Below are 20,206 nucleotides of genomic sequence, written 5' to 3' on the forward strand. Positions count from 1 at the left end.
CGTGACGGAGAGGAAGGGATCGTGCCAGTGCCAGCGATGCGTGACAGTGCTCCCGGGGCCGTGGTGCCGCTGCCGGCCGGCGCGCGGACGTACGAGGAGCTCGCTGCCCGGCTCGCCGACCTGCGTCGGCGGTCGGGGGTGACGTACCGGGAGCTGCACCGCCGGGTCGTGCGGCTCCGGCGCGAGTCCGGCCGGGCCGACGTCCCCGCGTTCAACACGGTGTACCGGTGCCTGCAGCCCGGCCGCCGGCGGCTGGACGACGAGCTCGTGGCGGACGTCGCGCGGGCGCTACTGCCGGGCCCGGACGGCGCGGCCGCGGCAGACGAGTGGCGCAGGACCTGCCGCGTGGTCGCCGGCCTGGCCGCGGAGTCCGCCTGGGCCCGGACGACGATCGGGCTCCCGGCAGGCGATGTCGCCGTCGTCGGCCGGCGGACGGAGCTGGAGGCCGCGACCGGGCTCTCCGAGTCCGACCTGACCGGCCCGGTGGTGATCGCCGTCGACGGGATGCCCGGCGTCGGCAAGACAGCGTTCGCCGTGCACGCCGCGCACCTGCTGCTTCGCGGTGTCCTCCGGGGGGCCGTCCCGCTCTTCGCCGACCTGCGCGGAGGCGGCGGCGACCGCGTGCCCGCCGAGCCGTCCGCCGTCCTCGCCGGCTTCCTGCGGGGGATGGGGGCGTCGCCCCGCCCCGGCATCGGACGACGGCGCACCGCCGACCTGGCCGGCCAGCTCCGGCACGCGGCGCCGGGCCGCCCGCTGCTCCTGCTGCTGGACGACGCCGGGTCCGCCGACCAGGTGCTGCCCCTCGTGCCCGACCGCCCCGGCACGGTGGTGCTCGTGACGTCCCGGACGCGGCTGACTGGGCTGCGTCCCGGGCTGGTGGTGCGCCTCGGGCCGCTGGCTCCCGGGGCGTCGGTCGAGCTGCTGCGGCACGAGATCGGCGCGGGTCGGGTCGACACGGACCTGCCCGCGGCCGCCGCGATCGCGCGGCTGTGCGGCCACCTGCCGCTGGCCCTGACGGTGCACGCCCGGCAGGTGCGCGAGCGGCAGGGCTGGAGCCTGTACGACCACCACCGGCGAGCCGCCGCGGCCGGGGTCGACGATGAGGTCGGCGCGGCGATCGGGGCTTCGTGCGCACTCCTGCCGGAGACGTCGGCGGCTCTGCTGCGCCTCGTGGCGTGGTGCCCGGGCCCGGTCTTCGACGTCCCGGCCGCGGCCGCGCTGGCCGGGGTCGCGCAGGAGTCCGCGGCCGACGCCGTCCACGACCTGGTGCGGCGCAACCTGGTGCTCGACATCGGCGCCGGCCGCTTCACGCTCCACGAGCTCGTCCGCGACCACGCGCGGGCGACGTCCTGGGAGGCGGACCCCGCCACGGCCCGGCAGGAGGCGCTGCGGCGCCTGACGGACCATCACGCGCGAGCCTGATCCACGCCGGACCTACATCCGACCTGTGCTTGTCCGATCGCCGCGTACCCGGTGTTCGACATCGATCGAGATCGGCCTCGGGCCATGGCAGGGCATCCAACCTTGTCGTGTCCGGCGGAATTGCCGGGCCCACCCGAGACGATGGAGGAACACGATGCGAGCACGATCACGACTCGCCGCCGGCGGCGCGTCACTGCTGATGCTGACGGCGTTGTTCGGCGTCATCGGCGCGACGTCCGCCGAGGCACGCTGTGCTGGTCAGGGCAATGGCGTGACGAGCACGATGTCCTACGGCGGGACCGTCCGTGTACGGGACGTGCCGAACTCGGGAACCTGCAACGGTGACGGCGAATATCACGCGACACTCGTGGACGCGAGCAGCTCTGACGGCCATCGCGTGTCGTTCCGCTGGGACGGCAACGGTGACGGCAACTACACCTCAGGTGGCAGCGTCGAGAACGGGAGCGTGGGCATCCTGGTGACCGACAACACCAGCCGTGCGCACGAGCAGCTGTGCATGATCACCAACGCCGGCAACGTCTACTGCGGTTGGGGCAGCGACGTCGGCACCGGCTACGGCAGCGGTGGCTTCGGCGTCAACTCCGGCTTCTGACGTCGGGGGCTGCCCGGAACCACGGTCCCGGCAGCCCTCGACCCCGGCCACCATCGCCCGCAGTGCCGACACGGAGGAGCCGTCGATGTCCCAGCAAGGTCCCCGATGGTTGGCAGCTGCTGTCGGGTGCGCGCTCATGCTCGGGCTCTCCGGGTGCACCGGGCCGGGCGTGGTGCCGGATGCCCCGGCGGCCCTTCCCGCCGCCGATTCCGTCTCCTGGCCAGCGCGGTCTGGTGCGGACCGCCTGGTGCCGCAGCTCTTCTTCCAGTCGCGACACTCCGGCGATGACGTCGCCACCGGGATCCCGTTCTTCGAGGTGCTTCCCGACGGAACAGTCGATCTCCTGGCGGACCTCCCCGACGGTCTCTCGGCCGATGGCGTGCAACCCGTGGCAGACGGCGCAGTCGCCTTGGTCGGCAACGTGACCCGGGACGACGGTTCCCTCGGCGAGGAGCTGGTGGTCCTGGACGGCTCCGGGACCGTCCGGGCGCGTGAGGACGTGTCGGCCGCCGGCCGGGGATCGGGGCTGCTGGCGGCACCTGACGAGTCGACCGTGGTCCTGCTCCGGGCGCGGGAGGGGGAGGACGGCATGCCCGCCGGACCCGTCGAGGTCACGGTGCGGACATCCACCGACGAGCGGGTCCTTGCCACCGAGGACCATCCCGTGGCCGCGGGCGACGTCGCCGGGGACCGGATCGTACTCGCGGGTGGCGGCCCGTCGTTCGGCATGAAACAGGACGTCCCGTGCTGGGTCGAGGCGATTCGCACGGACGTCGTGCCGTCGTCCCGTGGCGAGCGCCGAACCGTGGGCCTTCCCGGGTGCGACCTGGTATCGGAGGTGCGGGTCTCGCCTGACTTTCGCTATGCCGCGGTCGCATTCCAGACTGCCGTAGGCCCGACGATGCAGGTCTCGATCGTCCGAATCGACGATCTCGTCGTGGTCGGTACCGAGAAGGTGAGCATCGCAGTCGGTGCCTGCGACATGTGCCAGTTCCCGGCACGAGGCGGTTACCTCGGCATGGCCTGGGCCGACGACCGAACCGTGCGGGTTGCCCGGATGACCGACCTTCCCCTGACGATTGGCAGAGACCGGCTCGAGGAGGTGCTGGAGCAGAATCTCGACATCGTGGAGCTCACGGTGCCCGGTGAGCGGCAGTCCCGGCGACCTCGGCCAGCAGCTTCTCCGAGCGGGCCTCGTCGTCATGCAGGCCGTGACGGCGGAAGTACGCGGTGGCCTCGGCCAGGGACGCCAGCGCTCGCTCGCGCTCGGACAGCGCGACGAGCACCGGGGCCGTCTCGAGCAGGGTCTTGGCCGCGCAGCGCTCGTCGCTCAGGTCCCAGAAGATCTGCGTGGCCTGTTCGAGCGTGCGCAGGGCGACGGAGGGCTCGCCGTCGGCCAGCTCCAAGGTGCCGAGGTCGCGCAGGACCACGGCCTCGCGGTGGGTGTCACCGATGCCGTGGGCCAGGGCCGCGGCGTCGGCGAGCCACGTCCGGGCCTCGGCGAGCCTGCCCTGGGTGGTGAGGATCCGGCCCAGCGCGCCCCGGAACAGCGCCTCCTTCGGCGCGTCCCCGGCGGCCGCGACGACGTCGAGGGACTCGCGCAGCGCCGCCTCGGCGGCGTCGTGCTCTCCCCGGCAGCGGTGCACGCTCGCCAGGCTGGCGAGCGCCAGCGCGGCGCCGAGGTCGTGGCCGTGTCCCTGGTAGGTGCGTCGCGCGTCCCGGAGGAACCCGGCGGCGGTCTCGAAGTCGCCGGTGTAGATGTTGACCTGGCCGAGGCCGCGTCGCAGGGCGGCGGCCGCGAGGTCGTCGACGTCGGGGCGGTCGAGCACGGTCTGGTGGCTCGTCCGCCAGTCCTCGTACAGCGCGTGCTGGTCGTACAGGGGGCCCAGCAGGAGGGCCAGGCGCCCGGCCTCGGCGGTCAGGTCGTGCGCGCACGCGAGCCGCACCGCGTCCAGCAGCGACTGGCGTTCGATCGCCGTCCACGCGGTCCCCATGGCGTGGGACGGGGGGTTCTCGTCGTCGTACGGGAGCCAGGCCGGGAACGCCTCGGGGGCGACCGTCCGGGGCGCGTCCACGGGGTCGAAGAGGCTGTGCGGCCGGTTCCGGCGCAGCCTGTCGACCAGGAGGGTCCAGCTTCCGACGGTCCGCAGTACCGCCTGCCGGCAGGTGCCGGCCCCGTGGTCGCTCGCCTGCTGCCGCGCGTAGACCCGCAGCAGGTCGTGCATCTGGTACCGGGGCTGGCCGATGTCGTCGAGGCGGACCTGCTGGAGGAGGGCGGCGTCCAGGAGCTCCTCGGCCACGGGCTCCCAGGCGTCGGTGTCCAGGAGCGCGCCCAGCACCCAGCCCGGGAGGTCGCCGGGGCCGAGGAGGCCGAAGAGGGCGAAGGCCAGGGCGGCGTCCGTCGAGAGGGAACGCAGCGAGAGGTCCAGGCTCGCGCGGAGGTCGAGGCCGCCGATGCTCAGCTCGCTCAGCCTTCGGGTCTCGTCCTCCAGTCGCTCGCGCAGCCGGCTCAGGGGCCAGGCCGGGCGGCTCAGGAGCTTGGCCCCCGCGATGCGGATCGGCAACGGCAGCAGACCGCACAGCTGCACGATGGCCTGCGCCTCGGCCGGCTCCCGCGCCACCCGGTCGTTGCCCACGATCCGTGCCAGCAGCGCCTCCGCGTCGTCGACGGTGAGCACGTCGACGTGGACGTGCCGGGCGCCGGGCAGATCCGCGAGCATTCCACGACTGGTCACGATGACGGCCGAGCGGCCGTCCGGCGGCAGGAGCGGGAGGACCTGCTCGGCGGACGCCGCGTCGTCGAGCACGACGAGCGTGCGCCGTTCGGCGAGCTGCGAGCGGAGCAGCGCGGCGCAGTCGTCGAGGGCGGTCGGCAACGGGTGCCCGAAGCCGCCGAGGGCGCGCAGCATCGCCGCCAGGAGCTCGTCGGGGCCACGGGGGTTGCTCGACGTCCCGGCCAGGCCGAGATGGAACTGAGCGTCGGGGTACTCGGCCTGGACCAGGCGCGCCACGTGCAGGGCCAGGCTCGACTTGCCCGCCCCGGGCGCGCCGTGCAGCACGAGGACGACGGGCGAGCCGGGCCGGTCGTGCGACGTGACGGCGCGGACCGCGGCCTCGGTCTCGCCCGCGCGCCCGCAGAAGTCCGCCACCTCCGGAGGGAGCTGCCGCACGGGCCGCGCGGCCTCGGCGGGTTCCGCCCCGACCGTGACTGTCGCCGAGGCCCGGGAGGACGCCTCGGTCATCGGCAGCGTCTCATCGAGGATCTGCTGGTGGATCGCGCGGGTGGCCGGGCTGGGATCGGTACCGAGCTCCTCCGTGAAGGTGCGGCGCAGGCGGTCGTACTGCTGGAGGGCCTCGGCGGCCCGACCGCTGCGGTACAGGGCGACGAGAAGCTGCCGCCACAGCGGCTCCCGGAAGGGGGACTCGGCGATCTGCGCCTCGATCTCCTCGACGACCGCCCGGTGCCGGCCCAGGTTGATCTGCGCCTGGAAACCGTGCTCGACGGCGGTCGTCCGCAGGCTCGTCAGCCGATGGGTCAGCTCGACGGCGGAGCCGCCCGGCGGTGCGCCGCCGAACGGGTCGCCCCGCCACCAGCCGAGGGCCCGCTCGAAGAGCTCCGCGGACTGCTCGAAGCCGCCGTCCTCGAACGTCCGCAACCCGTCGGTGACGGCCGCCTCGAAACGCCGGGCGTCGACGCCCGCGTGCTGCTCGACCAGGAGGTAGCCGACGTCGGACCGCCGTAGGGCCGTGCCGTCGAGGTCCCCGAGCATCTGGCGCAGCCGGTGCACGTACCCGTAGGTCTGCGCGACGGCGGACCTGGGCGGGGCGTCGCCCCACACGTCCTGCACGATGCTCTCGACCGGGACGCTCTGCGGCCCGTGCGCGACGAGCGCACCCAGCACCGCGCGGCAGCGGGCAGCCGCCACCGGCGACCATGCCTTCCCGTCGGACACCTCGACCGGACCGAGGACCCTGACTCGCATCCGACGCTCCCTTCGACCGTGCAGCGGCTTCGTCGTACGCGCGGTGCCGGGGCGCCGCCGTGCCGGAGCGTGCCACAGGGGCCAGGACGCAGATTGCAGGAACCTGCACCGACGACGGGGCAACGAACCCGGCCCGTCATGCGTCGTCTACCGCAGGCCCGCCATGCCCAGGCGCTCGCGGAGCCGCAGGCCGGCGACGAACCTCGTGGGCGCGTCGAGGAGGTCGAGGACCGCGGCGATGTCGGCCCGGACGGTCCGGACGCTCACGCCGAGCTTCCGCGCGATCTGGTCGTCGGACGAGCTGGTGATCATCAGGGTGACGATGCGGCGCTGCCGCACGGACAGGTCGACGAGTGCGGCCGTCTCCGCGTCGCACGGGTACATGGTGGCCACCACGGCGTCCCAGTAGGAACGGGCGGCCCGCAGGCACGCGTCGTCCCGCACCTCGATGACGGTCCGATCGCCGCGGAGGCTGGGACCGTCCAGCAGGACGCTGGTCCCGTCGATGATCTTCATCTGCACCGGGGCGAAGCCGAAGTAGTACAGCGCGGGATCCTCGCCGGACAGCATGAGGCGGGCCTCGGGATCGACCCCGGAGTGGTTCCACACGCTGACCATCCGCAGGCCGTGCTCCACGAAGTGCGCGTTGTTCGGGAGGCTCGTCGCGAGCTGCTGCACGGTGCCGGAGTGCCGGACCGACTCGAGCGTCCGCCAGGTTCCCGCGGCCCGCGCCATGGTCTCGTTGATCCCCCGCGTGCCCCGGCCGAAGACGCGCGCCGCGACCGGCCGGTTGCGCTCCACCAGGCTCGCCACCCGGGAGCGTTCGATCTCCAGGCGCGCCAGCGCCTCGAAGACCCGCTGGTTCCGCTGCCACGAGAGCCTGCCGGCATCGGAGAACGCGGAGAAGTCGAGGTTGGGGAATGCCTGCGTCCCCGTATCCGACCTTGCAGTAGCCCTGACGTTCAAGGTGACCACCCCCAGAAAGACACCCGCCGACGAAGAGACCTGCCCTGGGCGGCACGCCACGGACCTGCGTCATCCGGCGGCCGCGGGGCGCTTCCGACCATAGCCGGACCGGCGGTCGGACGCTCCGAAACTGGTGGGATCCTGTGCGCGACGGGGCCCCAACGGCTCGCCGGCGAACTGGCCGTCGGCCTAGGATCCGGGTCGTCGACCGCGATGTCCGGGGTTTCGGCTGAACCTTCCCGCGAGGGGACGCGTCATGGGGAACATGAGCATCCACACACCGGAGCGGGCCGAGGTCCGTGTGGTCCGTACCAAGGACCAGGAGTTCGTCGCGTTCGTCGGTGACGCCCGCCCGTACCTCTTCCGCACCGCGTTCCTGTTGTGCGGCGACCCGGACCGGGCCGAGGACCTGGTCCAGGGCACGTTCGAGCGTGTCTACCGGTCGTGGCACCGGGTGCACACCGAACCGCGCGCCTACGCCCGCCGTGTGCTCGTCAACCTGCGGACCGACACCTGGCGCCGCAGCAGCCGCACCGATCTGCCCGGCGACGACGCGATCCGGCTTCCCGACACCCCGGACCACGCCGCCCGCGTCGCGGTCCGGGCCGAGCTGGTGCACGCGCTGGCGCAGCTCCCGCTGCAGCAGCGCCGGGTGGTGGTCATGCGGCACCTGCTTGACCTGTCCGAGGCGCAGGTCGCCGATGAGCTGGGGAGGTCGGTGGGGACGGTGAAGTCGGCGAACGCACGTGGACTGGAGAACCTGCGCACCATCCTGGAGCGCGCGGACCTGGCGGACATCCCCGTGCCGCACCGTGACGCGGCGGAGACGCTCGGCGAGAGCCGGGCCGCCCTGCACAGGCGGCGCACCGCGCAGGGAGTGCTCGGTGGCGTGGCGGCGCTCCTGGTGGCGTTCTTCCTGGCCGGCCCGATCTCGCTCCCCGGCGTGGGTCCGGTCGCGCTGCCGGGCAGCGAGTGGTTCCGCTCGCTCGTGGGCCTGGAGCGGCCCGACGGCGACGCCGGCCCTCGGCCCGGTGACTGCCCGGCAGGGACGTCGGACCAGGATGTCCGGCCCTGGCTGGAGGGGCGGTGCGTGCTCGCCGTGGACGCGGGGGCGGCGCCCGACGCCGTGGAGGCCGGAGTCGTCGTCAGGGTGGGCGGGCCGACAGCGGGTGCAGGTATGCCGGGCACCCTGGCGGCGGACGGCTCGGTCATCACCTTCGCCGATATGGCCCCGGGTTCCGACAACGGCGAAGGCGACGGCGACCCCGACCAGGAGCTGGCACTGGAGCTGCGCGCAGCCACGGGGGAGACCAGCCCGGTGGCCGTCAACGGCATGGTTGACGGACACCGCGCCGAGATCGCCGACGTCGCGCGGCAGGGCAACAGGGTTGCCTGGCTGGAGGTGGCGAACCGCGAGAGCGAGTCGTCGCCCTGGGCGATCCGCGTCGTCGACGACGTGCGGAACCCCGAGGTGCGCACGCTCATGGAGTCGTCCGGCGAACCGGTGCCGCTGGGGTACCGGATCGCGCTGAGCAGCGCGTCCCTGTACCTCCAGCGCATCGCGGACCAGGGCGAGATCGAGCAGGTCCAGGTCCCGCTGGCGACCGGAGCGACGGAGATCCTGGCCTCCGGCCCTACCGCGTTCGCCGTCACGCCGGACGCGGTCGTCTGGGCGGCGAACAACGTCCGCACCGGCATCAAGCTTGCCGATCGCAGCGATGACGGCGTCCGGCAGGTGCCCGTGGGACTTGCGCCGGCAGCCGGCTACCCGCTCGAGACGGTGACGGAGCTGGCGGCGTCGGACGCCCTGCTGGCGTGGGGCGTGGCGGGTGACCTGCACGTGTTCGACCGGGAGACGGGGGCGATGACGCTGGTCGAGCTGGACGGGGAGGCCGGGGGGATCGACGTCGACGGCCGGGCGGTGGCGTGGACGAGCACGCGGGACAACGAGGGGACCGGGTATCTGCTCCTCGACGGCCGGGCGTACCGGCTGGAGGGCCAGGTGGTCGAGGTCGCCGTGGCGGGGGAGTGGCTGTCGTGGGTCACCCTGGAGTCCGGTGGAGGCTCCCTGCGCGAGCACCTGGCGCGGATCGCGGGAACCGGGAGCTGACGTCCGGGGGCGACGCGGACCGGCCTGCTGCTCGACGTCGTTCAGGTCAGCAGATGACGGCCGACGTGCTCACCCACCCGGTCGTGCGCTCCTTGGTCCTCTCGTCCATCCATTCGACCTTGGCGCTCGCGCCCACGGAGGTGCCGCACGGCACAGGGAGGGCCCTGGTCGCGATCCACTCGTAGGTCTCGTTCCAGCCGGCGTCCCCGTAGGTGACGACGGTCGTGCCGGCCGGCGGGTTCCCGTCCCGGACATAGGAGTAGTTGACCTCTAGCATCCGGACGCTGTAGTCGCCGGGCCGGTCCTTGTCGTCGCGGCCCGACCCGCGGGCGTACACGGTCCCGTCGGAGTTCCTGCGCAGTGACACGCACCGGTCCACGAGGTCGCCCACGCAGTGCTTCGCCTCGTAGGTCCATGCCGACGCAGGAGCGGCGGTGGTGAGGCCGACCGTCGCCGTCAGTACCAGCCCCAGCGCCATACCCATGAATCGTCGCATCTTCATCTGCCCCCTGTCTGTCGCTGGGAGTTTCCCCAACGCCTTCCGAGGGTAGGCAGGGCGGAACCGTCGTGCACGGTAAGACACTCGGCCCGCTCTCACGATCTCCTGCCCCAGGAGGTCGGCTCGAACCCCAGGACGGTGCCCATTCGTCAGGAGGCGAGGGCGGCCACCGCGTCGCGGTCGTCGGGCAGCCCGACGCGCATCCGTGCGAGGTTCGCGTTGCCGTCGCCGCCGTCCCACAGGTCGTTGTTGGCGACCAGCTCGCGCAGCACCGCCTTCTGAGCCTCGTCCAGGTTCCGCGGAGGGTCGGGGCGGACACCCGGCTGGAACTCCACGCCGGGAAATGCCTTGAGCAGGATCGGGCCCCAGGTCATGTTCGACCACAGCCGGCCCTTTGCGGCTCGGATCACGGGCAGGAACGCGGGCAGGAGCTCGGCGAGCCCGGCGTCGCGGGCCAGGAGGTTCGCCACCAGGGCGAAGTGGACGCGGATGTCGAAGCATGAGGGGCGGCGGGCGAACCACACGTCTGCCGCAAGCGGGTCGTGCAGCGCCTCGACGAGCAGGGCGGTCGCCTCGGCCGAGTCCATGAGCGACAGAGCGGCACAGGCGCGGATCGCGGGGTCGTCGTCGGTCAGGTACGTCGAGACCGATGTCAGCGCCTCGCCGCACGCCGCCGGCAGCTCGGCGATCGACCGGCCCCACAGGTAGTCGTTGACCTCGGAGTCCCACACCGACTCGTCGTCCGCCGCCATCGCCCGGTAGAAGGCGTCGACGTCCTCGTCCGTGGGCTCGGGGGTGTCTGACTCGTGGGTGTCCTCGTGCCAAGACGCGCTGTCTCCCACTGCGTCGATCCACTCCAGCAGCGACGCCAGGCGCGACTTCCCGTGATCGTCGCGGCGGCGCAGTGCCGGGTCGTGCAGCATCCCGGCCACCACCCGAAGCGAGGGCACTGTCGCCGGGTAGACGGTGCCCTGGTGGAGCACGGCGCCGTGGAGGTGGTCGAGCCCGTCTGCGAACGCTGCATCGTCGTCGGAGACGAGGCCTTGGAGATGTCGCGACGTGTCCGCCGCGACCCCGTAGGCGTGGAACAACCGCGACCAGTCCACCTCGTTGACCAGCGGCGTCTTCGTCGGACCCATGGCCACGGACCCTACAACGCTGATGGAACCAGTTCGGCGGGGGTGGTACGGACCGTGGGGATTACGGAGCGACCGTCGTCGTTCGGCCAGCCCCGAAGTACGGTGCGTAAACGGTCTCCAGGGGTAACGATGCTCTCGGCCAGGCACGATCCGAACGGTGGGCGCACGAGATGTGTTCACCGTGTCAGGCGAGGGGGCACCATGGCAACGGCAACCGGAGAGATCAGGCAACGTGCCCGGCGAACGATGGCGCTGTGCGCCATGTGCGTCGTGGTATCGACAGTGATGACGGGTGTGGCCGTCGGGGCGGAACCAGAACTCGACGTCCGGCCGGAGCCCAGCGCGACAGCTCCAGGCTGGCGAACGTTCGACTCCTACGAGGAGGCCGTCGCGGCCGGACCGAGCCGGACGCTCAAGGAAGCGGCGGCGGTACAGGCGAACTCCACGAACGTCGCGGAGCCGACAATTCTGCCCGAAGACCTTGCAGACAACGCTGCGCGGCCGAGGGCGAAGGCGGCTGACGAGGAGGAGTGGTGGTGGGACGACGAGGACGCCTACGACGTCGCGCCTGGTGAGCTGCCCGAGCCGGGTGAGTTTACGCTCGACTCCTGCGCCCAGGAGTATCCGGACGAACGCGAGACTCCGCTGTACAAGAACCGCTACTCGATGTGCATCAAGGGTGAGATTGGCTACGACAGCCCGACCGGAGAGACGACCTTTGACCTGACGCTGGTCGGATGGGGCAGCCGTGACAGCCTCTGGACCAGGTTCCAGTACCGGATCTCTCCCTCAGGTCCCGTTCTCGACCCGATCGCACCCATGACCGTCGACATGGTGTGCGACGGCCAGGGGCAGGCCTCCTGCGAGAACGACGGCGCCCAGGGGCCCGTGACCAAGACCCTCGCCGAGTGGGCGAGCTCCGACTGGGTGTTCAACGAGAACTTCTCCATGGAGAATTCCTTTCCCAGCGGGAGCACACCACCGTTCCACGAGGACGACCTCGTCAGTTTCCTCTCGGCCCGAATAATTGCCGCAGGCTCGCCCAAGACCGACGAGTTCGAAGTGACCTACCGCTGCGACAGCGCCTCCTACCTTCCGGCGAACGAGAGCGGAGGCTGCATCTTCGACGACGTCCATCCCGTTCATTACATCGACATGGAGGACGGGCGGATCACGCAGGAGGCCTTTCACATCTTCGAGGCGTTCACCAAGCCACACCTGATCAACCCGGACCCTGGCGATCGGATCATTCCTGGTAACTCCCTCTTCAGGCCACGCGAAAGTCTCAGTCGCATGCGTCCGGAGTACGAGCCAACTCGGTACAGGCGGAACCACGACGTCGCGGTGGCGACCTGCCTCGCAGTGGACCCCGACTACGCCAGCAAGCGGATGGACTGCGACGAGTACCCCTACCGCAGCACCTTCCAGGGCGCGGCCCTCGGGTCCTACGACGACGACACGGAGTACAGCTACTCGGCTCGCGCCCTGAATCGCAGCCACAACAGGTCTGCGGGCGCGATGCTCGGCGTGTGGTACTCGTTCGACCGGATCGTGCACGGCGATCGCTTCTGGGTCCAAACCGGCTGCGGACCACAGGCTTTGCCCTGCGGCGGAGACATCCCGGACATGCCGGGGACCGGCAACACACCGCCCGCGGTCGACGCCGGGCCTGACGCCACCGGGGCCGAGGGGGCGCCGGTTACTCTCGACGGCACTGTCACCGATCCGGACGACACCCCGTCCATCACCTGGTCGGTCGAGCCCGGGCCTGGGGTCGACCCCGGGGCGACCTGCGCCTTCGGTGACGCTGCCGTGCCGGGCACCGCGATCACCTGCACGGACGACGGACCCTTCACCGTGACCCTGACTGCCGACGACGGACACGGTGAGCCGTCGCCTGTGAGCGACAGTGCAACGCTCACGGTGACCAACGTCGCGCCTGCCGCCCAGGTCACGACGCCTGCGCCTGGCCAGCTGATCAACGGGCGACAGCCCACACCGGTCAGCGTGACATTCACGGACCCCGGCACCAACGACACCCATAGCTGTCGTGTCGATTACGGCGACGGCGACGGAACGGCCGAGGGGATCGTCACGCAGCGGCCTGGCAGCGGGACCTGTACCGCGGAGCACGTCTACGGCTTCGACGGCCTCGGCCCGCGCACCATCACCGCCACGATCACGGATGACGACGGCGGGACCAGAACAGGGACTGTCGACGTCGTCGTCTATGTGCCCGGCGCCGGGTACGCGATCGGAGCCACCGGCCTGTTGGAGGTCGACCGCATCCCCGACGTGGGCTGCCCGCCCGACGACGACCAGTCGACGGCGTCCCTGAACACGCTCGTTGGTCGCGTCGGCGCGCTGAACGTGAGCTGCACGGTCAGCGCGACCACAGGCCGTACTGAAGTCGCCACCAGCGTTGCCGACGTGACCTTGCTGAACGGGCTGGTACGGATCACCGACATCCAGAGCACCTGTACGGCGGACGCCGACGGGATCGAACGTGACTCCCTGGTCGGCACCATCAACGGCATCCCCATCGGCGCAGGCTCCGGCACGCTCTCGGTGCTCGGGCTGGCCGAGGTCGCGTACAACGAGAGCACCACTGACTCGCAAGGGCGCCTCGTGCAGAACGCAATTCGGGTTCGCGCTGCGGGCCAGGAGGTGGTGGTGGGTAACTGTCGCCTCGGCTGAGATCAGCACGGCGGGGGACCGAGCGCATGGCGGTGCTCGGTCCCCCGTCCGCACGCCTCGTTCGCCGTGAGCGAGGGGCGGGGCGTTGGGCGCACAACAGGACCCGTCATGACTGTCCGTTACCTGGATCCGGTCGCTGAGGGCCGGCAGACGGTGGCGCGCCGTCTATGGCCCGGCGGCCACAAACTGGCGCCAAGATCGGGCGGGGAGTGCTACGGGATAGCGCGGCGATGGCATGAAAAACGCCCCTCACCTGCGTGAACAGGTGAGGGGCGATCTGTCGGGCTGACAGGATTTGAACCTGCGACCCCTTGACCCCAGATGGATTGACGGGTGCTCGCCCCTGATTTTCTGCGGCTGCTGTGAGCGGGAGGGTGTTCCGACGTGCATCGCGTGCAGGGCGTTGGGGACAGATCGGGGACACATCCGGTGGGGCCGTGGGTGGGCATCGTCAGGCTCCCTGCCACGTCTTGTCGACGTCCGATCGGGTTAAGGGTGGACTGAGTCGATCACGTGGTGACGCGCAGCGCCCTTGATGCGGTTCGGCGTTGATAAGAGACTTCGAGAGCCGGTCGCTGCCCGTCTCGTGAAGAGTATTTGGACCACCGATCAGGCCAGCACGGGGGAGCGCGGGCGGGCGTTTGTTAGGCGGATGATCGAGTAGCCTGCTACGGGTACCGGCCGCCGTGACCGTCCGCGATCTACGGGAAGGACGACGACGGGCGCGAGCTGCGCGAAGAGAGACGGTTTCGGTCACCTGGCCGAGGCCGTCTTCGTCATGTTGGGGCGCGTCGTGCCGGCACGACCAGGGTGCGATGGGGGTGCGCGCAGCGAGCCCGCGCGGGGGCCGGCTCCCCTGTCGCGCGCCCCGCGCGGCGAAGCCGCGGCTTGAGCCAGTAAAGAAAGTCCTCACAACATGCTCGCTCTGGTGTCGGCGAAGAGTGAACTGGCTAGTCGATCGAAGTCCGATAGGTCGTGCCGATCACTTCGTGCCCGAGATCGGTGGTAACGACTCTCCACATATTCTTCCCCTCGCCGTCGACGATTCTCGACTGCGGCAACTGGCGGTAGACGTCCCGCGTGATGTATGTGGTAAACCCGGCGTCGAGGGCTGCCATTTTCGCGGCGTTGTTGGCGGCGCTGCCGACCCAGACTAGGTCGTTGTGACCGCGAATCCCCGTCTTCGCAACCAACAAGATGGATGTGTCGACTCCGACCTTCTGCTTGATCTTGAACGACGTCGTGTAGCCCGAGCCGGGGAGCTTATACTTTGCGTCAATCGCAGGCTGGATAATCTGGGCCGTCGCCCATTGAATTTTCATTGCGGCACGTACAGCTTGCGTGTTCTGATTATCCGACAAGAAGACGGCCATAATACGGTCTCCGTCGTACGCAGTGATCGTGCCGTTCTCGGCCCTAATGATCCTCGCTGCGCAGTAGAGGTAGTTCTTGTAAACCTCTGCGGCGAACCAGTTCTTCTCTTGGGCGACCATAGAGGTCGATTCTGCGAGGTCGGCGTAGAGAACGGTGGCGTCGATTTCTACGGAATCCGTACCTAGCGTGATGCTGTCATCGCTTGGTACGACCCGGCCTTTTCTCTGTTGCCACACGTCATCATGCGTCTTTTTTGTATACGCTTCGAGGTCACTACGCAAACTCATGCACTGCTCTCCCTCGGGGCGCGCGCGAAGGGTCTCGCGTGCTAGTTGGAGCGATCGGACAGAGCGGCAACGTAGTCTAGAATGCCGGAGTTCGCCCGAGATGGCCGGGTGAACTCGATGTACTCGCCGCACCAGGCTGGTGTAACTAGCCGCCAGTGAACCTTTTCACCCTTCGGGTCCATGTCGATGCTGACTTGAGAGGGAGGTCCTCCTCCATGCAACCAGGAGTTCGGTTAAGGGCTCGGGTTGATCGCGGTGCTTCTCGACGTGCTGAACGCCGAAGAGCCCGTGAGGCTCGTGACATTGCTGAGCAGGCGATGCTTGCGGAGGCGCGTCAAGAAGTGGTTATTGCTGACCAGAAGGCGTCGGTAACGACGGCTGTGCTCGGAATTGGGTTCGGGGCCCTGGGTTCGGGATTGATAGCGGGGGACTGGACGCCGGCCGGGCTGGTCGGCTTTGAGCGTTTGCTGTGGTGGGTCGGTGCTGCCTTTGCGGTACTGGCGATAATCGTGGCTGGTGCTGCGCTCTGGCCGCGATATACCACTGTGGATTCGAGCCGCGGTGTATTTTACTGGGGACATGTCGCCACCTTCGAGAACCTGGTCGACCTCGCTACCGCGCTCGACGCGACTCCGCTCGATCCACAGTCCCGCACCCGCCACCAACTCTGGCGGCTAAGCCTCATCGTAGCGAGAAAGTACAATCGCATCCGTTTGGCAATGGGTTTAGCATTGCTCGCATCGATACTACTTATTGCCGCGTGGCTAGTCGAGTGAGAACTTGCCGCGTTAGCGGCGAGAGTGTATATACGACAGCGGGCTCGGATTTCCCGGTGCCGTATTGGTGTGAGAGCTTGTCGACTCGCTCGGCACCGAGGCGCTCATCGAGCCGGATAGCGGCATGGTCCTTAAGCATGACGTCGAAAGCGATGCTAAGTTCTCGGGTCTGCGCGAACTTCGTCGCGGTTTCCATGAGGAGGCGGCCGGCCCAGTTGCCCCGATGATCGGGGTGTACAAATAGCCGTGCGGGAATCGCCAAGCGACGTATCTCGCCGCCAGTGTGCTTATGCCAAACCCGGGCGGCGTCATCGCCAGGCTCGGCCCGGGTAAGCGTGATCTGGCCGACGGGCTTCCCATTTTCGACTGCTGCCCAGCTCTGCAACTCGCGATCGTGGCGCAACCAGCCCTCCGGGTCTGACACGCCCTCGATGGGGTTCAGAGGGGAGCTTGTCGCCGGCACCACGTTCGGTGCCTGGTGGGCAGCCGGCAGCGCGCTACCGACTGCGCCGGCTGCCGACGACGCGGAGCCGGCATGAACCCGGATCGGGGACAAGCCCCGTTCCGACGCCCGTCGCAGCGAGGATTCTGAGGCAACGAAAAACGCCCCTCACCTGCGTGAACAGGTGAGGGGCGATCTGTCGGGCTGACAGTGTTGAGTCTCAGGACATCCCGGACACCTGTCTCGCGACATCCCGGACAGCGTGTCGCAGGACATCCCGGACACCGATGAGCACGATGAGCGGGTATGTCCAAGGCCCGGCTGGTCATCACCGCCGTTACCCGCGCCCATCAACCCGTCGCCCAGGTCGCCCGCGAGCACAACGTGTCCCGCTCCTGGATCTACGAACTCCTGGCCCGCTACCGCGAACAGGGCGAAGCCGCGTTCCAGCCCCGCTCCCGCCGCCCCCGCACCACACCGAACGCGACCCCGCCCGACGTCGTGCAACAGGTCCTGACCCTGCGCAAGGACCTGACCGGACAAGGCCTGGACGCCGGCGCGGACACCATCGCCTGGCACCTGACCCACCACCACGACACGACTCTGTCCCGGGCCACGATCCACCGGATCCTGGCCCGCGAGGGCGCCATCACCCGCGAGCCGAAGAAACGCCCCAAGAGCTCCTACATCCGCTTCCAGGCCGAGCAACCCAACGAGACCTGGCAGTCCGACTTCACCCACTACCGCCTGACCCGCCCCGACGGGACACCCGGCACCGATGTCGAGATCATCACCTGGCTGGACGACCACTCCCGCTACGCCCTGCACATCACCGCCCACGCGACGATCACCGCACCCATCGTGGCCGGCACCTTCCGACAAGCCGCCGAGCAGCACGGATACCCCGCCTCGACACTGACCGACAACGGCATGGTCTACACCGTTCGCCTGGCCGGCCACGGCCGCCAGGGCGGCCGCACCGCGCTGGAGAAAGAGCTCGCCCACCGCGGCATCACGCAGAAGAACTCCCGGCCCGGCCACCCCACCACCTGCGGGAAAGTCGAACGCTTCCAACAGACGATGAAGGAATGGCTCCGCGCGCAACCAGCCCAGCCGACCACCCTCGCCCAGCTGCAGACCCTGCTCGACACCTTCGTCCAGGAGTACAACCACCGACGCCCGCACCGGTCCCTGCCGCACCGAGCCACCCCGGCCACGGCTTACACCGCCCGGCCCAAAGCCTCCCCGGGCATCGACCCGGTCCGCGAGACCCACGACCGAGTCCGCACCGACCGCGTCAACAAAGCCGGGACCGTCACCCTGCGCCACGCCGGACGCCTGCACCACATCGGAATCGGACGAACCTACACCGGAACCTACGTCCTGATCCTGGCCGAAGACCTCGAAATCCAGATCATCGACGCCACCACCGGCGAGATCCTCCGCGGCCTGATCCTGGACCCGGCCAAGGACTACCAACCCACCGGCCGCCCACCCGGACCCGCACGGAAACAAAAAACAGCCGGACCTACGATTTCGTAGGTCCGGCTGTCCGCGATGTCCTGCGACATCACACTGTCGGGCTGACAGGATTTGAACCTGCGACCCCTTGACCCCCAGTCAAGTGCGCTACCAAGCTGCGCCACAGCCCGCGGTGTTCTTGAGCATGCTCAAGGCTACCGGTTTTGGCCCCTTGGGGCCGACGGAAATACTACCCCACCTCGGGGGCTGTGCCCGACCAGATGCGCGACGACCACCTACTCGCTCGGCGCATACCGCTCTGGCGGTTCGAACGCCACCTCCCCGTCGCGGTCGAGCTCGACGTGCACGGCGCCGCGCAGATCGGTGAGCACCACCACCCTGCTGCCGTCCTTCGGCACGCGGTCCGGCGAGGTCCGCATCCAGCCCGCCACCTCGTGGCTGCCGGCCGGGGAGTCGTAGGTGACGGTGACGGTGAGCTCGGGGTCGTTGTGCAGCCAGATGCGGACGTCGCCGAGTCGGACCCGGCCGGCGTGTCGGTGGCCGTCGCGGCGCAGCCGCTCGATGGTCTCCTGGCGGCGCCGGGCGTGCCGCAGGGCGCCCGGCAGCCGCACCAGGACGACGACGCCCCAGAGGGCGGCGAGCACCGCGACGACCGCCGACACGAGCACGGCCTCGGTGCCCGGGACGCCATCGAGCACCTGGCTCACGCGCTGGTCCGCACCCAGCGCAAGGTCTGTCCCCACCGCCGCGCCCACGGTGATCCCCGTCAGCAGCGGCGCCAGGTAGAACATCGACGCGGCCCGCCGCTGGCCGAGATGGTCCTGCGCCCGCTCGCCCAGGTCGACCGTGGCCAGGACGGCCAGATACCCCAGGACGAGCGCCGCGCCGATCAGCCAGCCCTGGCCGACAGCGACCGTGCACTCGGTCGACGTCGCGCCGCACAGGACCGACGAGCCGGCCGCCGTCGCGGCGGCCCAGGCCACGAGGCACAGCAGCGCCGTCGCCCACAGGCGCGGCGTGACACGTGCGGGGGAGCGGCCCGGGGCCAGCCAGGTGATCCGGGACCCCTTGTCGGTCGCGGAGAACATCGGCCGGTGCTCCCACACCTCCGCCTGGGCCGCGTCCCGTGGTGCCACAGCGTCCGTCATGACTGCCTCCCGCTCGGCACGTCGCTCGGCGACGACCGGGCGGGGCTGCCCTGACCCTCGTTGGTCCGCGAACCGTGCGACCCCATCTTTGCGGGTCAGGGCGGATGCTGACCAGTACAGTCGGCCCATGCCCGCCGCGAGCGCCGACCGCTCCGTCGTCACGACACCCCGCACGCCGGTGCTCGAGGTGGTGGCGGCTGCCGTGGTCGCCCCGGTGGTCGTGACCGCCGTCGTCTGGACGTTCGTCAGTGCCTGGAGGCGCGAGGCGTCCGGTTGCGTCGAGTACTCGGGCGGCGACAGCGACTGTCCGGGCGGCTGACCCGCCCGGACAGGGCCGTCCTCCGCGCCCGATCAGTTCACTGAGGCGACCCCACCCACCGCGGTAAGGAAGGCCGAAACCGCCGCCGTGAACTTCCCGGGGCTCTCGATGTGGCCCAGGTGCCCGGTCCGCTCCAGGACCGCCAGCCGCGAGTGCGGCACGGCCTCGTGGATCATCCGGGCCCAGCGCGGACCGCAGATGAAGTCGTCGTCGCCGACCACCACCAGCGTGGGCGCCGTGATCGCGGGCAGCTCCTCCCGCACGTCGAAGGCCGGGCCCTCGCCCCAGGCCGGGGCGGCGTACATGCGCAGGGCGTTGCGCCCGACGGCGAAGTCGGACTCGTGGCCCCAGTAGTCGTGGAAGTAGGCCGGCGAGATCCTGCGCAGCACCTCCGTCGCGCCCTCGTCGTCGGACGGCTCGGGCCGGCCCGTCAGGCCGGCGACGTAGCCGGCCACCTCGGGATGCTCGGCAACGTGTCGCTTCGCGAACCGCTCCATGTTCGCGACCGCCGTCGACCAGAAGTCGTCACCGGTCACCGGGGAGGTGTCGTACAGGACCAGCGACGCCACGCGGTCGGGGTGGTCGAGCGCGTAGCGCTGGGCCACGAACCCGCCGTGGGAGTGCCCGAGCACCATGACCCGCGGCAGCCCCAGGTGCTCCACCACCGCGTGCAGGAAGTGGGTGTACGTGGCCAGGTTGTATCCGCGCAGGTCGGCGAGCCGGCCCGACGCCCCGGTGCCGACGGGCTCGACGTACACCATGGTCATGGTCCGTTCCAGCTCGGGCATGCGCAGGTAGTCCCAGCCGATCCCGGGCCCGCCCGGGTGGACGACGCACACGGGGCCGCTTCCGGCGACGTGGTAACGCTGGTCGACGACGGCGCCCTGGTGCTGGACGGCGATGGTGTGAGTACCGAGGGAGACGGTGATGTTCGAGGTCACGCCCCCAT

At 70.2% G+C, this 20,206-nt stretch carries 15 protein-coding genes and 1 tRNA gene; 7 read left to right on the forward strand and 9 right to left on the reverse strand.

Annotated elements, in window-relative coordinates; genetic code table 11:
- The first annotated feature begins 21 nt into the window (after window positions 1-21).
- Window positions 22-1,422: a hypothetical protein gene (locus tag ACFV9Q_RS03540; protein ID WP_377233179.1), complete on the forward strand. Its 1,401-nt coding sequence runs from the start codon at window positions 22-24 to the stop codon at window positions 1,420-1,422.
- 154 nt (window positions 1,423-1,576) lie between these two features.
- The gene (locus tag ACFV9Q_RS03545; protein ID WP_377233180.1) at window positions 1,577-2,035 is read left to right on the forward strand and encodes a hypothetical protein; all 459 of its coding nucleotides are present in this window, start codon (window positions 1,577-1,579) and stop codon (window positions 2,033-2,035) included.
- A gap of 1,133 nt (window positions 2,036-3,168) precedes the next feature.
- On the opposite strand, the gene ACFV9Q_RS03550 is transcribed toward ACFV9Q_RS03545, so the two are convergent.
- Window positions 3,169-6,018: a BTAD domain-containing putative transcriptional regulator gene (locus ACFV9Q_RS03550; protein WP_377233181.1), complete on the reverse strand. Its 2,850-nt coding sequence runs from the start codon at window positions 6,016-6,018 to the stop codon at window positions 3,169-3,171.
- Between the two features lie 147 nt (window positions 6,019-6,165).
- Entirely contained in the window at window positions 6,166-6,984 is an 819-nt protein-coding gene (locus tag ACFV9Q_RS03555; protein ID WP_377233182.1) for a hypothetical protein, read from the reverse strand.
- A 265-nt stretch (window positions 6,985-7,249) separates the two neighbouring features.
- Between ACFV9Q_RS03555 and ACFV9Q_RS03560 the strand changes: the two genes are divergently transcribed.
- Window positions 7,250-9,094, forward strand: a complete 1,845-nt coding sequence (locus tag ACFV9Q_RS03560) for a SigE family RNA polymerase sigma factor (RefSeq protein WP_377233183.1) — start codon at window positions 7,250-7,252, stop codon at window positions 9,092-9,094.
- A 46-nt stretch (window positions 9,095-9,140) separates the two neighbouring features.
- Here the strand turns inward: ACFV9Q_RS03560 and ACFV9Q_RS03565 are convergent, their stop codons facing one another.
- Together ACFV9Q_RS03565 and ACFV9Q_RS03570 are read right to left on the reverse strand one after the other, a co-directional pair.
- Window positions 9,141-9,596 carry a hypothetical protein gene (locus tag ACFV9Q_RS03565; protein WP_377233184.1) on the reverse strand — a complete coding sequence of 152 codons (456 nt, stop codon included), beginning with the start codon at window positions 9,594-9,596 and terminating at the stop codon, window positions 9,141-9,143.
- 146 nt (window positions 9,597-9,742) lie between these two features.
- Window positions 9,743-10,732: a hypothetical protein gene (locus tag ACFV9Q_RS03570; protein ID WP_377233185.1), complete on the reverse strand. Its 990-nt coding sequence runs from the start codon at window positions 10,730-10,732 to the stop codon at window positions 9,743-9,745.
- A 201-nt stretch (window positions 10,733-10,933) separates the two neighbouring features.
- Between ACFV9Q_RS03570 and ACFV9Q_RS03575 the strand changes: the two genes are divergently transcribed.
- Entirely contained in the window at window positions 10,934-13,429 is a 2,496-nt protein-coding gene (locus ACFV9Q_RS03575) for a choice-of-anchor P family protein (protein WP_377233186.1), read from the forward strand.
- 950 nt (window positions 13,430-14,379) lie between these two features.
- Here ACFV9Q_RS03575 and ACFV9Q_RS03580 read toward each other — a convergent pair.
- Entirely contained in the window at window positions 14,380-15,090 is a 711-nt protein-coding gene (locus ACFV9Q_RS03580; protein WP_377233187.1) for a hypothetical protein, read from the reverse strand.
- Between the two features lie 317 nt (window positions 15,091-15,407).
- Between ACFV9Q_RS03580 and ACFV9Q_RS03585 the strand changes: the two genes are divergently transcribed.
- A complete protein-coding gene (locus tag ACFV9Q_RS03585; RefSeq protein ID WP_377233188.1) occupies window positions 15,408-15,866 on the forward strand; it encodes a Pycsar system effector family protein in 459 nt (152 codons plus the stop codon).
- Here ACFV9Q_RS03585 and ACFV9Q_RS03590 read toward each other — a convergent pair.
- Window positions 15,841-16,332, reverse strand: coding sequence for a GNAT family N-acetyltransferase (locus ACFV9Q_RS03590; protein WP_377233446.1), 492 nt, complete (start codon window positions 16,330-16,332; stop codon window positions 15,841-15,843). The genes ACFV9Q_RS03585 and ACFV9Q_RS03590 overlap by 26 nt on opposite strands.
- Window positions 16,333-16,614: 282 nt before the next feature.
- On the opposite strand from ACFV9Q_RS03590, the gene ACFV9Q_RS03595 reads away from it, so the two are divergent.
- Window positions 16,615-17,850 (forward strand): IS481 family transposase, encoded by a 1,236-nt coding sequence (locus tag ACFV9Q_RS03595; protein ID WP_377233189.1) that lies wholly within the window; start codon window positions 16,615-16,617, stop codon window positions 17,848-17,850.
- Between the two features lie 36 nt (window positions 17,851-17,886).
- Here ACFV9Q_RS03595 and ACFV9Q_RS03600 read toward each other — a convergent pair.
- Together ACFV9Q_RS03600 and ACFV9Q_RS03605 are read right to left on the reverse strand one after the other, a co-directional pair.
- Window positions 17,887-17,960: transfer RNA gene (locus ACFV9Q_RS03600), tRNA-Pro, on the reverse strand.
- Between the two features lie 105 nt (window positions 17,961-18,065).
- Window positions 18,066-18,938 (reverse strand): hypothetical protein, encoded by an 873-nt coding sequence (locus tag ACFV9Q_RS03605; RefSeq protein ID WP_377233190.1) that lies wholly within the window; start codon window positions 18,936-18,938, stop codon window positions 18,066-18,068.
- A 127-nt stretch (window positions 18,939-19,065) separates the two neighbouring features.
- Between ACFV9Q_RS03605 and ACFV9Q_RS03610 the strand changes: the two genes are divergently transcribed.
- Window positions 19,066-19,257, forward strand: coding sequence for a hypothetical protein (locus tag ACFV9Q_RS03610; protein WP_377233191.1), 192 nt, complete (start codon window positions 19,066-19,068; stop codon window positions 19,255-19,257).
- A 32-nt stretch (window positions 19,258-19,289) separates the two neighbouring features.
- Here the strand turns inward: ACFV9Q_RS03610 and ACFV9Q_RS03615 are convergent, their stop codons facing one another.
- Entirely contained in the window at window positions 19,290-20,198 is a 909-nt protein-coding gene (locus ACFV9Q_RS03615) for an alpha/beta fold hydrolase (protein WP_377233192.1), read from the reverse strand.
- Window positions 20,199-20,206: the final 8 nt, after the last annotated feature.

It is taken from the genome of Promicromonospora sp. NPDC059942 (assembly GCF_042731755.1).
Classification (GTDB): Bacteria; Actinomycetota; Actinomycetes; order Actinomycetales; family Cellulomonadaceae; genus Promicromonospora.